The sequence below is a fragment of the Kitasatospora cystarginea genome, assembly GCF_039533515.1.
In the GTDB taxonomy this organism is placed as follows: Bacteria; Actinomycetota; Actinomycetes; order Streptomycetales; family Streptomycetaceae; genus Kitasatospora; species Kitasatospora cystarginea.
This window is the reverse complement of sequence record NZ_BAAATR010000040.1, coordinates 1-15,797: the sequence shown is the minus strand read 5'-3', so window position 1 is coordinate 15,797 and position 15,797 is coordinate 1. Positions and strand designations below refer to the sequence as shown.

General features: G+C 71.4%; 9 protein-coding genes. 4 read left to right on the top strand and 5 right to left on the bottom strand.

Translation table 11 applies throughout. From position 1 onward, the window contains the following. Positions 1-42: 42 nt before the first annotated feature. The 4 genes from ABD369_RS32005 to ABD369_RS31990 all read right to left on the bottom strand — a co-directional run bounded on the left by ABD369_RS32005 (position 43) and on the right by ABD369_RS31990 (position 5,285). The gene (locus tag ABD369_RS32005) at positions 43-1,230 is read right to left on the bottom strand and encodes a L,D-transpeptidase (RefSeq protein ID WP_344640104.1); all 1,188 of its coding nucleotides are present in this window, start codon (positions 1,228-1,230) and stop codon (positions 43-45) included. A 110-nt stretch (positions 1,231-1,340) separates the two neighbouring features. Beyond that, positions 1,341-2,534: a L,D-transpeptidase gene (locus tag ABD369_RS32000; protein ID WP_344640103.1), complete on the bottom strand. Its 1,194-nt coding sequence runs from the start codon at positions 2,532-2,534 to the stop codon at positions 1,341-1,343. A gap of 155 nt (positions 2,535-2,689) precedes the next feature. Then, on the bottom strand, positions 2,690-3,940 hold the full coding sequence (locus ABD369_RS31995) for a L,D-transpeptidase (protein ID WP_344640102.1): 1,251 nt from the start codon (positions 3,938-3,940) through the stop codon (positions 2,690-2,692). A 151-nt stretch (positions 3,941-4,091) separates the two neighbouring features. Next, positions 4,092-5,285, bottom strand: a complete 1,194-nt coding sequence (locus ABD369_RS31990) for a L,D-transpeptidase (protein WP_344640101.1) — start codon at positions 5,283-5,285, stop codon at positions 4,092-4,094. A gap of 233 nt (positions 5,286-5,518) precedes the next feature. Between ABD369_RS31990 and glgX the strand changes: the two genes are divergently transcribed. The 3 genes from glgX (at position 5,519) to ABD369_RS31975 (ending at position 11,564) form a co-directional block, all read left to right on the top strand. After that, a complete protein-coding gene (gene glgX / locus ABD369_RS31985) occupies positions 5,519-7,795 on the top strand; it encodes a glycogen debranching protein GlgX (RefSeq protein WP_344640100.1) in 2,277 nt (758 codons plus the stop codon). Between the two features lie 116 nt (positions 7,796-7,911). Further along, the gene (locus ABD369_RS31980) at positions 7,912-9,711 is read left to right on the top strand and encodes an ABC transporter ATP-binding protein (protein ID WP_344640099.1); all 1,800 of its coding nucleotides are present in this window, start codon (positions 7,912-7,914) and stop codon (positions 9,709-9,711) included. Beyond that, positions 9,711-11,564, top strand: coding sequence for an ABC transporter ATP-binding protein (locus ABD369_RS31975; protein ID WP_344640098.1), 1,854 nt, complete (start codon positions 9,711-9,713; stop codon positions 11,562-11,564). Before ABD369_RS31980 ends, ABD369_RS31975 begins: the two co-directional genes overlap by 1 nt. Positions 11,565-11,594: 30 nt before the next feature. On the opposite strand, the gene glgP is transcribed toward ABD369_RS31975, so the two are convergent. Further along, entirely contained in the window at positions 11,595-14,294 is a 2,700-nt protein-coding gene (gene glgP / locus ABD369_RS31970) for an alpha-glucan family phosphorylase (protein ID WP_344640097.1), read from the bottom strand. A gap of 846 nt (positions 14,295-15,140) precedes the next feature. Here glgP and ABD369_RS31965 point away from each other — a divergent pair. Continuing rightward, positions 15,141-15,797: maltotransferase domain-containing protein (locus ABD369_RS31965; protein WP_344640096.1), on the top strand; the 657-nt coding region annotated here is incomplete at its 3' end.

The following is a 15,797-nucleotide window of genomic DNA, read 5'->3' as shown; positions in this document are numbered from 1 at the left end:
GTACCCGCCCTCCCCTACTAGTTCGAACCGGCCGCAGCCGGTTTACCAGTTCTTCCAGTCCGTGTTCCAGCCGCTGAGGCCGTTGTCCGCGGCCACTTCGGCACCCTTGGAGTTCACCACGGTGACCGGGTCGCCGACCAGAGCGGAGCGGAAGTACTTGCCGGCGTCGGAGCCGTCGCTGCCGTACCGGGCGTCCTGCAGACCGATGCAGCCGTGGCTCGCGTTGTAGGAGCCCATCGCGCCCACCGCCCAGGAGTTGCCGTGCACATAGGTGCCCGAGTCGGTGAGCCGCATCGCGTGCGGCACGTCGGAGAGGTCGTAGGACTCCGCCGCGGAGACGTTGCTGAGGCCCTGCGAACTCATCCTGGTGCGCTCGGCCTTCTCCTCGATGACCATCGTGCCGTTCCAGGAGTCGAAGCCCGGCTTGCCCGCGGTGATCGGGATGGTGTCGACGGTCTGGCCGTCGCGGACCACCGTCATGGTGTCCTTGCGGGCGTCGACCGTGGTCTGCTGGTCCCGGCCGATGGTGAAGGTCTGGTCGCTGTCCACCCCGCCGTAGACGTCCGGCGAGACCTCGACGCTCTTCAGCCGGTAGTGCACCGTCACCTTGGTGCCCGGCTTCCAGAACTTCTCCGGCCGGAAGTCCACCCGGTCGTCGCCGAACCAGTGGCCCTTGACCACGCTGCCGTCCGATGCCTCGATGCTGATGCCCTTCAGGGCGGCGTCCCTGTCCTTCACCGCCTTCTTGAAGTTGAGCGAGACGATCATCCCGACGCCGTACGTGCTGCCGTCGTCGATGTTGTCGTGCGGGCCCGCGTCCTTCTCGGGGGTGAGGGTGCCGAAGGTGCTTTCCGCCTGGGTGGCGATGCCGTTGGCGTCACTGGCCAGCGCCGTCACCTTGTACTGGGAGGAGACCGCGAGGCCCGCCTTGGGCACCCAGCTGGCCCCGTCCGCGGATATCGCCCCGTCGACCGCCTTGCCGTCCTTGTCGGTCACCGTGACCTTGGACAGCTTGCCGCTCGCCACCGACACCTTGAGCGCACCCGACGGCTTCACGTCGGTGGCACCGGCCTTGGGCTCGATGTCGATCCGCGCCGCCGACACCGTCGGCTTGGGCGAGGCCGCCATCTTGGCGGCGGCCTGGTCGGAGCCGCCGCCACCCCCCGCGCTGCAGGCCGCGGTGGCCAGCACCAGTGCCCCCGCGGTGAGTCCGCCCCGGATCCGCCTCATCTGCTCTTCCCCCCTGTGAGTTGTGCTGCGCTGGGACCGGCCGGCGACAGGGCCCGCGGCGTCGCGCTCCCTGTCGCCGGCCGGTCCGAGATCCCGACGGCGCGATCGGCCTACCAGTTCTTCCAGTCGATGTTCCAGCCGCTCAGCCCGTTGTCGGGGCTGACGTCGTTGCCGACCGAGTTCTTGACGGTCACCACGTCGCCGATGATCGAGTCGGCGTAGAACTTGCCCGCCGGAGTGTCGTCGCCGCCCGCATCACCGGGCGCGTCCCGCAGACCGACGCAGCCGTGGCTGACGTTCTCGTGGCCGAAGACGCTCGAGTCCGACCAGTTGTTGCCGTGCACATAGGTGCCCGAGTCGGTAAGCCGCAGCGAGTGCGGGACGGGGTGCTTGTACGGCGCGCCCTGCAGGCCCGGCACGGTGGAGGAGTCCATGATGGCCGAGCCCTCACGGGCCTCGATCACCATCGTGCCGTTGTAGGCCCGCCAGGACTCCGGCTCGGAGGCGCCGGTGCTGATCGGGATGGTCTGGACCACCTGGCCGTCCTTCTCGACGGTCATCTGGTGGGTCGAGGCGTCGACCGTGCTCTCCTTGTCACGGCCGATGGTGAACGACTCGTCGAGGTCGCGCGCGCCGTAGACGTCGGGCGCCACCTCAACGCTCTTCAGGTGGTAGTGCACCGTCACCTTGGTACCCGACTTCCAGAACTTCTCCGGCCGGAAGTCGATGCGCTGGTTGCCGAACCAGTGCCCCTTCACCACGCTGCCGTCGGTGGCCTCGAACGTGATGTTCTTGACCACGTCGTCCTTGTTCTTGACCGGCTTCTTGAACTCCAGCCGGACGATCATGCCGACACCGTAGGTGCCGTCCTTCGCCAGGTTGTCGCTGAAGTTGATGGTGTTCTCCGGGGTGAGCGTGCTGAAGCTGCTCTCGGCAGTGGCCACCACACCCTTGTCGTCAGCGGCCTGGGCGCTGACCTTGTACTGCGAGCCGACCGCGAGGCCCGCCTTGGGCACCCAGCTGGCCCCGTCCGCGGATATCGCCCCGTCGACCGCCTTGCCGTCCTTGTCGGTCACCGTGACCTTGGACAGCTTGCCGCTCGCCACCGAGACCTTCAGCCCGTCCGACGGCTTCACGTCGGTGGCACCGTTCTTCGGTGTGATCGCGATCTGCGCCGCCGACGCCGCCGCCTTCGACTCGGCCGTCTTGCCGCCGTCCGATGAGCCACCGCCGCCGCCGCTGCTGCAAGCCGTGGTCAGCGCCAGCGCGCCCCCGAGCAACCCGGCCACCAGGGCCCTGCGCACCGACTTCACTTTCGTCCCCTCATCACTGAATCCCAGCGGTATACACGCCGCATCCGCCCGATAAGTTGCGCCCGACACCGAGGATCGAGTCACGAAGGCACCACATTGGTCCGGCCACCCGATTCGGCGGCCGGACCCGTGCTGTCCGAAACGGCCTACCAGTTGGCCCAGTTCAGGTTCCAGCCGCTCAGACCGTTGTCCGGCTGGACCGTCTTGCCCTTGGAGTTGACCACCTTCACCACGTCGCCGACGATCGAGTCCGCGAAGAACCTCCCGGCGCTCGACGAGTCGTCACCGCCCTTGGCGTCCTGCAGACCGATGCAGCCGTGGCTGGCGTTGGCCTTGCCGAACGCGCTGCCCCAGTAGTTGCCGTGCACATAGGTGCCCGACGCGGTGAGCCGCATCGCGTGCGGCACGTCCGAGATGTCGTACTCGGAGCCCTTCACGTTGGAGACGGTGGCCGAGTTCATCCGGGTCACCTTCTCCTTGCTGGAGATGACCATGACGCCGTTCCAGGACGGGTTGTCGTCGTTGCCCGCCGTGATCGGGATGGTCTTGGTGCTGCCGCCCTGCTGGACCGTCATCTGGTGGGTGGCCGCGTCGACGGTGCTGGTCCGCTCCCGGCCGATCTTGAACGGCTCGTCCTTGTCCACGTCGCCGTAGACGCCGGGCGAGACCTCGACGCTCTTCAGCCGGTAGTGGATGGTCACCTTGGTGTCGGGCTTCCAGTACTTCTCCGGCCGGAAGTCCACCCGCCGGTCGCCGAACCAGTGGCCCTTCACCACGCTGCCGTCGCTGGCCTCGAAGGTGATGCCCTTGAGCACGTCGTCCTTGTTCTTGACCGCCTTGGTGAAGTTCACCGAGACGATCATGCCGACGCCGTAGGTGCCGTTGTCCGCGATGTTGTCGGTGGCGGCGGCGGTCTTCGCCGGCGAGAGCGTGGTGAAGCTGCTGGTCGCCGCGGAGACCAGCCCCGCCGAGTCCTTGGCCTGGGCGTTCACGGTGTAGGCGGTGCCGACCGCGAGCGCGGCGTCGGGCTTCCAGCTCTGGCCGTCGGAGGAGACCTTGCCGGTCACCGGCTTGCCGTCCTTGTCGGCCATCGTGACGCCGGTCAGCGTGCCACTGGCCACGGTGACCTGGAAGCCGGCCGGGGCCACGTCGCCCGCGCCGTCCTTGGCCGAGACCGTCACCACGGCCGCCGAGGTCTTCGGCGCCGCCGAGGCCGAACCTCCGGCGGCGTCGTCCCCGGAGGACGAACCGTCGGAGTTGCAGGCCGCGGTGAGCAGCAGCACACCGCCCATCAGCAGCGCGGCGCCGGCCCGCCGGCCCGCCCCGCGGACACCGCCGCGCCGAGCCGGGCCGTGGGTCATCGCCATCGCGGCGCCGACCGCCTGATTGGGCTTCACTGCTGCTTTCCTCCCGGTATCCACACCGAATACACGCGTGACGCCCCCGGAAAAGTTGCACCGGGCCCGAAGATCGACCGGTCAGTGGCGGGCTGCGCAGGTCAGGATAGCTGGACCGGCTGAGTGAATCCTGGGTGGAGGTCGTGTGCACTCAGTGGACGGGCGGAGCCGCCGGACCGATCACGGTCGTCCACTGGGCCCAGGGCAGGTTCCACCCGTTGAGGCCGTTGTCGGCCAGCACCTGCACGCCCTCCTTACCGCGTACCTGGACCACGTCGCCGACCAGCGAGTGCGTGTACAGCCAGCCGGCCGGGCCCTCGTCGTCGCCGCCCTTCGCGTCCTCCAGGCCGATGCAGCCGTGGCTGGTGTTGGCGCTGCCGAAGACCTCCCTGGGCGACCAGTAGTTGCCGTGCAGGAAGGTGCCGGACTGGGTCAGCCGCATCGCGTGCGGCACGTCCTTGATGTCGTACTCGTCGCCGAGGCCCACGGTGTGCGAGTTCATCCGGGTCGCCTCGAACTTCTCCGAGACCACCATGGTGCCGAGATAGGTCGGGTGCCCGGAGCCGCCGGCCGAGACCGGCAGGGTGCGCAGCACCTGGGAGCCCTGGCGGACGGTCAGCGTGTGGTCGTCCAGGTCCACCGTGCTGATCTGGGCCCGGCCCACGGTGAAGTGGACGTCCTTGCGCTGGATGCCGTAGACGCCGGGCGCGCCCTGCGCGTCCCTCAGCCGCAGCGACAGGGTGACCCGGGTGCCCGGCTGCCAGAACCCCTCCGGACGGATGTCCAGCCGCCGGTCGCCGAACCAACGGCCGCGCACCGGCACCGGCGGCAGGACGTCGACCCCGATGCCCCGCTCGACGGCGACCCGGTCGGTGATCGGCCGGCTGAAGTGCAGCGAGAGGGGCATGCCGACGCCCACCGTGCTGCCGTCCTCGGGGCTGAAGAACGCCGCGAAGGTGTGTTCGGGGGTGACGGTGGTGAAGGCGATGTGGCTGACCGACCTCAGGCCCCAGGCGTCCTTGGCCACCGTGTCCAGCCGGTAGGGGGTGGCCAGGGCGAGTCCGGCGTCCGGGGTCCACTCGGTGCCGTCCCGGCTGATCCGGCCGTTCAGCTGGTTGCCGCCGCGGTCGGTCAGCCGGACCGAGACCAGCCGGCCCTTCTTGACCTTCACCCTGACCGAACCGTCCAGCGGGACGTTCTGGTCGCCGTCCGCCGGGCTGGTGGTGATCACGGCGCGCGAGGACCGCGCGAAGTCGTCGGACACCGGGAGGCCGGAGCAGCCGCTGAGCAGCAGCAGCCCGAGCGCCCCCGCACACCGCCCCAAGGCCTGTACCGCCGGGTGCATCGGCCCTCCCAGCTTCGGTTGTCCCGTCTCCACCGCCCGATGCCGGTGATAACGACCGCATCGTCGGGTGGACACGAGGGAACGATTTCATTCGGCGGACGCCGGGAGGACCAGCGTAAGGACAGAATCGTTCACGGTCCGTCACGAGACACACCGTCACGTGACACCGGCGGCCGATCAGGGAACAAGAGGGAGGCGGGGAACGGGACTCCCCGCGCTGGGAGGGTGCGGCCATGGCAGCGTGGCAGGAGCTGGGGCAGGAGACCCGTCGACGTGCGCCCGCCAGAGCCCACCCGGGCGGCACCACCCCGCCGCCCACCACCGCCGCCCCCTGGCCCGGCAGCTGGCAACCGCTCGGGGCCCGCTTCCGCACCGGCCCGGCCGGGCGCCGGGGCACCAACTTCGCGCTCTGGGCGGCCGGGGCCGAGGCCGTGGAACTCTGCCTGTTCGACGAGGACGGCCAGGAGACCCGGCACCCGCTCACCGAGCAGACCTTCCAGACCTGGCACGGCTACCTGCCCGGCGTCCTGCCCGGCACCCGCTACGGCTACCGGGTGCACGGCCGCTGGGACCCGTGGACCGGCGCCCGCTGGAACCCGGCCAAACTGCTGCTCGACCCGTACGCCCGCGCCATCGACGGCCACTACACCAGCCACGACGCGGTCTGCACCGCCGTCCGCAACTGGCCCGAGCGCGAGGTCGCCGACACCGTACGGGACAACCGGGACTCCGCCCCGTACGTGCCCAGGGCCGTGGTGGTCCATGACGACGACGACTGGTACGACGACCACCGCCCCAAGACCCCGTGGGCCGAGACCGTCCTGTACGAACTGCACGTCCGGGGCTTCACCATGCGCCACCCGGGTGTTCCACCGGAACTGCGCGGCACCTACGCCGGCCTGGCCCACCCCGCGGCGCTGGAGTACCTGGTGGACCTCGGCGTCACCGCCGTCGAACTGCTGCCGGTCCACCACCACGTCAGCGAGGACCACCTCCAGCAGCGCGGGTTCACCAACTACTGGGGCTACAACACGCTCGGCTACTTCGCCCCGCACGCCGGGTACTCCGCCTGCGGCAGCCGGGGCCAGCAGGTCGGCGAGTTCAAGCGGATGGTGCGGGCCCTGCACGCGGCGGGCATCGAAGTGATCCTCGACGTGGTCTACAACCACACCGCCGAGAGCGGTGTGATGGGTCCGGCCCTCTCGCTGCGCGGCATCGACAACACCGCGTACTACCGGCTCGACCGCAGCCGCCGCGGCTACGCCGACTACACCGGCTGCGGCAACACCCTGGACACCCGGCAGCCGCAGGTGGTCCGCCTGATCACCGACTCGCTGCGCTACTGGGTCACCGAGATGGGCGTGGACGGCTTCCGCTTCGACCTCGCCGCGGCGCTCGCCCGGGGCGGCGACGGCGTCGAGATGCACCACCCCTTCCTGGCCGCGGTCTCCCAGGACCCGGTGCTCAGCCGGGTCAAGCTGATCGCCGAGCCCTGGGACGTCGCCCCCGGCGGCTACCAGGTCGGCGGCTTCCCCCCGCTGTGGGCCGAGTGGAACGACAAGTACCGCGACACCGTCCGGGACTTCTGGCGCGGCGCCCGCCGCGACGTACGGGAGCTGGGCTACCGGCTCTCCGGCTCCTCCGACCTCTACCAGCGCGGCGGGCGCCGGCCGTACGCCTCCGTCAACTACGTCACCGCTCACGACGGCTTCACCCTGCGCGACCTGGTCTCCTACCAGCGCAAGCACAACGAGGCCAACGGCGAGGACAACCGGGACGGCACCGACGACAACCGCTCCTGGAACTGCGGCGCCGAGGGCGAGACGCCCGACGCCGCCGTCCGGGACCTGAGGCACCGCCAACTGCGCAACATGATCAGCACACTGCTGCTCTCAACCGGCGTCCCGATGCTCACCGCCGGGGACGAGCTCGGCCGCACCCAGGACGGCAACAACAACGCCTACTGCCAGGACAGCGCGGTCAGTTGGCTGGACTGGTCACTGCTGGAGGACCCCGACTGGCGGGCACTGCACGACCTGACCGCCCGGCTGATCCGGCTGCGGCGGGCGCACCCGGTGCTACGGCAGCGCGCCTTCTTCTCCGGACACGCCACGGTGCCCGGCGGGCAGCAGGACCTGACCTGGTTCAACGCGCGCGGACGGGAGATGACCGAGGCGGACTGGTTCGCGCCGACCGCCGTGCTCGGCATGCTGCTCTCCGGCAGCGCGATGTCCGAACGGGACGAGCACGGCTGCGACCTCACGGACGACAGCTTCCTGCTCCTGCTCAACTCCGGCCCCCAGGGCCTCCCCTTCACCCTGCCCGGCGCGCCCTGGGCCGCCGCCTACGAGTCCGTCCTGGACACCGCCCGCCCCGAGCTCACCAGTCGCACCCACCAGGCCCTGGCCACCATCCAACTCGCGGCCCGCTCCTGCCGGTTGTTCCGCATCGACGCGGACCAGCCGCTCGTGCCCGCGCGGAACGGCGCAGCCGGCAACCCGCCGCCGTAACGGTCCCGGACGAGGCCGTTCTGAATCGGAACCACGGTGCGACCATGGCCAGTTCATGTCGTCCGGCCGGTAAAACCAGGTGAGAAGTGGCGACCGTCGCGCCTACCCTCTGCGCGATGGCCACGAACCAAACCCCCGTTCCCGTCCACCGGTCCACGGTGCGCTCACTGCTGCGCCTGTGGCCCTACGCGCGCGAGATCCGCTGGCGGATCGCCGGCTCGGTCACCGCCGCGCTGATCGCCTCCGGCAGCGTGCTGGTCGTACCACTGGTGCTCCGCGCCATCGTGGACGGCCCGATCGCCGACCACGACCTGCACGCGCTCTGGCCGCTGGCCGGAGTGCTCCTGCTGCTCGGTCTGGCCGAGGCCGGACTGTTCGGCGTCCGCCGGGTGCTCGTGGCCCGCCCGCTCGCCCGGGTGGAACAGGCCATGCGCGGCGACCTCTACGCCAAGCTCCAGCGCCTGCCGGTCTCCTTCCACGACCGCTGGCCCTCGGGGCAGTTGCTCTCCCGGGCCACCTCCGACATGTTCACCATGCGGCTGTTCCTGGCCTTCCCGCTGGTCTTCCTGATCGTCAACTCGCTGGTCTTCCTGACCGGTACGGTGCTGATGTTCACCCTGGACTGGCGGCTCGGCCTGATCACCCTGCTGCCCACCGTGCCGCTGGTGATGCTCACCCGCCACTTCGAGGGCAAGTACGCCACCCTCGCCCGGCGCGCCCAGGACCAGAACGGCGACCTGGCCACCGTGATCGAGGAGTCCATCCTCGGCATCCGGATCCTCAAGGCCTTCGGCCGCCACCGCACCATGGCCGAGCGCTTCCGGCAGCAGGCCCGCGAACTGCGCGGCACCGAACTGGCCAAGGCCGACCAGCTCGCCAACCTGTGGGCCGTGATCGTCGGCCTGCCGGAGATCGCCCTCGGCTTCGCCCTCGCCCTCGGCGCGGTCCGGGTGGCCGACGACGAGCTCACCGCCGGCACCCTGGTCGCCTTCCTCTCCACCGCGCTCGCCCTGCGCTGGCCCGTCGAGTCGCTGGGCTGGCTGCTCGCGTACGCCAACGAGGCCGCCACCGCGACGGACCGCTTCTTCGAGGTGATGGACGAACCCGAGCATGCCGACCAACCCTCCGGCCACCCCGCCGAGGCGGACCGGGGCATCCGGTTCAGCGACGTCCGCTTCCGCTACCCGGACGCCCCCGCCGACTCCCCCGACCTGCTGTGCGGGATCGACCTGCACATCCGCAGCGGCGAGACGATGGCCCTGGTCGGGGCGACCGGCAGCGGCAAGACCACGCTCACCGCACTGCTCCCCCGGCTCTACGAGGCCACCGGCGGCCGGATCACCCTGGACGGCACCGACATCCGGGACATCCCCCGGCAGCGGCTGCGCGAGCTGGTCTCGGTCGCCTTCGAGGAGCCGACGCTGTTCTCGGCCACCGTCCGGGAGAACGTGCTGATGGGCTCACCCGGCGCCGATGACGGCCGGCTCGCGGCCGCCCTGGCCACCGCTCAGGCGGGCTTCGTCGAAGGGCTGCCCGCCGGGGCCGACACCCAGGTCGGCGAGCAGGGGCTCAGCCTCTCCGGCGGCCAGCGCCAGCGCCTGGCACTGGCACGCGCGGTGGTCGGCGAACCCGGCTTCCTGGTGCTCGACGACCCGCTCTCCGCACTGGACGTGCACACCGAGTCCCTGGTCGAGCAGGCGCTGCGCCGGGTCCTCGGCTCCACCACAGCGCTGGTGGTGGCACACCGGCCGAGCACCGTACTGCTCGCCGACCGGGTCGCGGTCCTCGACCAGGGCCGGATCGTCGCGGTCGGCACCCACCAGGAACTGCTGCAGAGCTCGCCGGTGTACCGCGAGCTGATGTCGGGCCAATCCGGCGCGCCGGCAGCCCCCGCGCTCGAAGGGAGCCCCGCCTGATGACCACCACCGTCGAACCCGCGAAGTCCGCTCCGGACACGGAGGCCGTCAGCGAGGCCGACCGGCTCCCGTCGGTGGCCGAGGACGAGGACATCCCCGTCCCGCCCGGTGCCGCCCGCGCCCTGCTGCGCGAACTGCTCGGCCCGCACCGCGGCCGGATCGCCGTCGCGATGCTGGCGATCCTGGTCCAGCAGGCCGCGCTGCAGTCGGGCCCGCTGCTGGTCGCCGTCGCGATGGACCGGGGCATCCCGGCGCTGCGCCACCACGACAGCGGCCCACTGGTCGCCGTGATCGCCGCCTACCTGGGCTGCGGCCTGCTGAGCACCGCGCTGCAGTGGGCGTTCATCCGCCTCAGCGGCCGGATCAACCAGGACATCCTGCTCGACCTGCGCGGCCGGCTCTTCAAGCACGCCCAGCGGCTCAGCCTGGACTTCCACGAGCGCTACACCTCGGGCCGGATCATCTCCCGGGCCACCAGCGACGTGGACGCCCTGCGCGAGCTGCTCTCCGAGGGCCTCCAGGAACTGCTGACGGTCATCCTCTCGGTCTGCTACATCACCGTGGTCCTGCTGGTGATGGACTGGCGCCTGGGCCTGGCGGCCCTGGTCTCCTTCCTGCCGATGTACCTGGCCGTCCGCTCGTTCCGGCACCGCTCGCTGCGGGTCTACCGGCGTTCCCGGACGGCGTCGGCCGAACTGATCGTCAAGTTCACCGAGACCATGAACGGCATCCGCCCGGTCCAGGCCTTCCGCCGCGAGGCCGCCAACAACGAGGGCTTCGCCGCCGCCAACCGCCGGTCGGCCGTCGCCACCGCGGACAGCCTGCTGGAGATGGCGCGCTACGTCGGCAGCTCCCGGGCCACCGCCAACACCTGGATCACCGGCGTGGTGGTGCTCGGCGCCTTCCTGGTCAACGACGGCAGCCTGGAACTCGGCGTACTCACCGCCTTCGTGCTCTACCTGCGGCGGCTGTACGACCCGATCGACCAGCTGGCGATGTTCCTGAACAGCTACCAGTCGGCGGCCGCGGCCCTGGAGAAGATGGCCGGTCTGCTCGCCCACGAGCCCGCCGTGGCCGATCCCGCCGCGCCCGTCCAGCTGCCGCAGAGTCCGTTGAAGGGCCGCGAGGTGGCCTTCGAACAGGTCCGCTTCGCGTACCGGACGGGCAAGGAGGTACTGCCCACCTTCGACCTGGTGCTGCCCGCCGGGCAGACCACCGCCGTGGTCGGCGCGACCGGGGCCGGCAAGTCCACCCTGGCCAAGCTGCTCGCCCGGTTCTACGACCCGACCGGCGGCCGGGTCACCCTGGACGGTGTCGACCTGCGCGACCTGTCCGCCGCCGAACTCCGGCGCGGGGTGGTCATGGTGACCCAGGAGTCCTTCCTGTTCTCCGGCACGGTCGCCGAGAACATCGCCATCGGCAAGCCCGGCGCCTCCCGCGAGGAGGTCGAGCGGGCGGCCCGGGAGATCGGCGCCTACGAGTTCATCGCGGCGCTGCCCGACGGTTTCGACACCGACGTCCGCAAGCGCGGCGGCCGGATCTCGGCGGGGCAGCGGCAGCTGGTGGCCTTCGCCCGCGCCCTGCTCGCCGACCCGGCGGTGCTGATCCTGGACGAGGCCACCTCGTCGCTGGACGTGCCGGGGGAGCAGGCGGTGCAGCGCGCCATGCAGACCGTGCTGGCCGGCCGGACGGCCGTGATCATCGCGCACCGGCTCTCCACGGTGGAGATCGCCGACCGGGTCCTGGTCATGGACCAGGGCCGGATCGTCGAGGACGGCGCCCCCGCCGAACTGATCGACGGACGGGGACGCTTCGCCGACCTCCACCACGCCTGGCGGGAGAGCCTCGTCTGAGGAACCGGGCTGCCGCCCGGCCGGTCCCGGCTACCTGAGCAGGCCCGCGTCCATGCCGGCCGTCTCGGCGGGGAGGGCGACCAGGCCGGGCTCGGCCGGGGAGGCGAGCAGGCGGTGGGTGGGCAGCACGCGGACGGTGTAGCCGAACGGGCCGGTACGGGAGAGTTCGAGTGAGCCCTCGTAGCGGTGCCGGCCGTCGAGGTCGGCACCGCCGGTCGGCTTGAGTTGGAGCACGACGCCGTCGAAGATCGCGTCGGACTCGTCCACCCGCCCGGACACCACCTGCACCTCGACGTCGGCCGGATCCAGCCTGCCGAGCGAGACCTGGACCCGGAGGGTGAGCGTGGAGCCCAGCTCCTGGGCCTCGGCCAGCCCCTCGGCCTCGACGTGCTCGACCCGCACGCCCGGCCACCCCTCACGGACCCGCGCCTTCCACTGCGCCAGCTCCCGCGCCCCGGCGCACGAGGGCTCGCCGAGCACCACCGGGCCGCTGAGCTCCCGCCGGGCCGCCGCCGCCGGCGCGTACAGCCGCTCGACGTACTCCCGGACCATCCGCCCGGCCAGGACCTTCGGACCGAGCGTGACCAGGGTGTGCCGGACCATGGCGATCCAGCGGTGCGGCAGCCCGTCCGCGCCCCGGTCGTAGAACCGGGCGGCGACCTGGTGCTCGATCAGGTCGTAGAGCGCGGCGGCCTCGAGGTCGTCCCGGCGCTCGGCCTCGGAGCTGTCCGGGTCGAGGGCGGAGCCGATGCCGTCGGCGGTCGGGATGGCCCAGCCGTTCTGGCCGTCGTACCACTCGTCCCACCAGCCGTCCAGGATGGAGAGGTTGAGGCAGCCGTTGAGGGCCGCCTTCATCCCGGAGGTACCGCAGGCCTCCAGCGGGCGGAGCGGGTTGTTCAGCCAGACGTCGCAGCCGGGGTAGAGGTGCTGGGCCATGGCCATGTCGTAGTCGGGCAGGAAGACGATCCGGTGCCGGACCGCCGGATCGTCGGCGAACGCGACCAGCTGCTGGATCAGGCGCTTGCCGCCGTCGTCGGCCGGATGGGCCTTGCCCGCGACCACGATCTGCACCGGCCTGGTCGGGTGCAGCAGCAGCTCCCGCAGCCTGGTCCGGTCCCGCAGCATCAGGGTGAGCCGCTTGTACGACGGGACCCGCCGGGCGAAGCCGATGGTGAGCACGTCCGGGTCCAGCACGCTGGAGACCCAGCCGAGCTCGGCCTCAGCCGCGCCGCGTTGGCGCCAGGAGGCGCGCAGCCGCTGCCGGGCCTCCTCGACCAGCTGGCCGCGCAGGGTGCGGCGCAGCTCCCAGATCTCGCTGTTGCCGATCCGCTCCAGACCCGTCCAGCGCTTGGCCTCACCGGTCATCAGGGCGTCCTCGGCACGCTCCAGGCCGATCTCGGCGGCGCCGGCCAGGAACACGGCCGGGTCGATCCAGGTCGGTGCGTGGACGCCGTTGGTGATCGAGACGATCGGGACCTCGGTGGCGTCGAACCCGGGCCAGAGCCCGTTGAACATCGACCGGCTGACCTGGCCGTGCAGGGTGGAGACCCCGTTGGCCCGCTGGGCCAGCCGCAGACCCATGGCGGCCATGTTGAACAGCTTGGGGTCGCCGCCGTCCCAGCTCTCGGCGCCCAGGGCGAGCACCTGCTCGACGGGCACCCCGGGCAGCGCGGCGTCGCCGCTGAAGTGGCGGGCCACCAGGTCGCGGTCGAAGCGGTCGATCCCTGCGGGGACGGGGGTGTGGGTGGTGAAGACGGTGCCGGCCCGGACCGCCTCCAGGGCGGCGGCGAAGTCCAGGCCCGGCTCGGCGGCGTCCTTCCGGTCGATCAGCTCGCGGATCCGCTCGAGGCCGAGGAAGCCGGCGTGGCCCTCGTTGGTGTGGAAGACGTCGGGTTCGAGGTGGCCGGTCAGCCGGCAGTAGGTGCGCACCGCGCGGACGCCGCCGATGCCGAGCAGCATCTCCTGGAGCAGCCGGTGCTCGCTGCCGCCGCCGTAGAGGCGGTCGGTGACGTCGCGGTCGGCCGGGCTGTTGGGCTCGATGTCGGAGTCGAGCAGCAGCAGCGGCACCCGCCCGACCTGGGCCTTCCAGATGTGGGCGGCGAGGGTGCGCCCGGCCGGCAGGGCCAGGTCGACCCGGCAGGGGCTGCCGTCGCTCTCCCTCAGCAGGCTGACGGCCAGCTCGTCCGGGTCGAGCAGCGGGTAGCGCTCCAGCTGCCAGCCGTCCCTGGAGAGCGACTGGCGGAAGTAGCCGTGCCGGTAGAACAGGCCGACGCCGATGATCGGCACCCCGAGGTCGCTGGCGGCCTTGAGGTGGTCGCCGGCCAGGATGCCGAGCCCGCCGGAGTACTGGGGCAGTGCGGCGGCGATCCCGTACTCGGGTGAGAAGTAGGCGACGGCGGCGGGCAGCGGGCCGTTGCGGTCGCCCAGGGACGCGGCGGACTGGTACCAGCGCGGTCCGGTGAGGTAGTCGCGCAGGTCGTCGTGGAGGTCGCCGAGTCTGCGCAGGAAGCGGCGGTCGCCGGCCAGCGCGGCCAGCCGGGTCGCCGGAACCTCGCCGAGCAGCCGTACCGGGTCCTCGCCGACCGCGGCCCAGACCTCGGGGTCGACGGAGCGGAACAGCTCCCTCGTCTCGGGGTGCCAGGACCAGCGGAGATTGAGCGCGAGTTCATGCAGCGGCTGGAGTTGTTCGGGCAGGACGGTGCGGACGGTGAATCTGCGGATTGCCTTCACGGCGTGAAGCCTAGACCCCGGCACTGAGGTGACGAGTCGTCAACTGTCGTATTGCGCACCCGTTCGGGCTATTGATGAGATCACATTCAGCGCACAGGGCCACACGGGGCGCGCGGGGGCGCACGCCATGACCCAGCTGCGCTCCAGGCGCGTGAACAGCCGGGAACAGCGCCGTTTCCGCTGGCCGATATGCCCCTGCCTACCGTCCGAAATCGCGCGCTTACCCATACGCAGGGCTTGCCGGTGGTGCGAGGATGCACAAAGGTCGTTGGTGCTGCGGGAAGTGCGATCCGGGTGGCGCCTCCCTGCTGCCCCACGGCCGGAGATCCTTGCGTTGACGAACCATCAAGCGCCTTCGTAGCCCATTCGGCCTCAGCCGCTGTCCTCACGCGTGTCCTGGCCCATGATCTGCTCGTTCACGGGTGGGTCGGGTCACTCCGGGGCGTGCTCCGAGGGCTGCGCGCCGGGACGCGCGCACGGCGGCGCGGGCAGGTTTTCCAGCCGGCCGTACGTACGTCCTCCCCCACACCCACGTAGTCCTCCCGGTACTCCCCCGGCCCCGCACGGCCCGCGGGAGCTGCCGCCGATCTCGGGCAGGAGCTTGGCATGCACGGCGACACACGGGACCAGTCCATCTCGGTGGCGGGCGGCCCCGATACACCCTCAGAGGCGGAACCGCCACTGCCGTCTCCTCGTGCGGCGGCCAACCGGGACACTGACCGTCAGACTCCTGATCAACGGACCCCGCGCGGGGTCGCCGCCCGGAAGACCGCGACGCCTCGCAAGCCGGCACCCCGGGCCTCCTCCCGAAGGGCCCCCGCCCGCAAGACGACAGAGAGCGACACCGTGATCGGCCGCATCCCCGTCCTTGACGTCACCCCCCTGATCGACGCCGGGCGCCGTCCGGCGAAGGCCGTGGTCGGGGAGAGTTTCCTGGTCACCGCCACCGTCTTCCGCGAGGGGCACGACGCGGTCAACGCCAACGTGGTGCTGCGCGACCCGCGCGGCCGCAGCGGCCCGTGGACGCCGATGCGCGAGTTGGCGCCCGGTACCGACCGCTGGGGCGCGTACATCGCCCCGAGCGCCCCCGGGCGCTGGTCCTACCTGGTGGAGGCCTGGTCCGACCCCGTCGAGAGCTGGCGCAAGACCGCCGCGGTAAAGCTGCCCGCCGGGATCGACACGGCGCTCGTCCTGGAGGAGGGCGCGAACCTGCTGGAGCGGGCCGCCGCAGGCGTCCCGAAGAAGGAGGGGCGCGCGCACGTCCTCGGCGCCGTGGACGCGCTGCGCGACCCCGGGCTGCCCCCGCTCAGCCGGCTGGCCGCCGCCCTCGCGCCCGAGGTGACCGAACTGCTGGCCCGCTACCCGCTGCGCGAACTGGTCAGCGCCTCCCGGCCGCTGCCGCTCCAGGTGGACCGGCAGCGGGCGCTGTTCGGGTCCTGGTACGAGTTCTTCCCGCGCTCGGAGGGCGCGGTGGTGGACCCGGACGGCAACCTCCCACCGGTC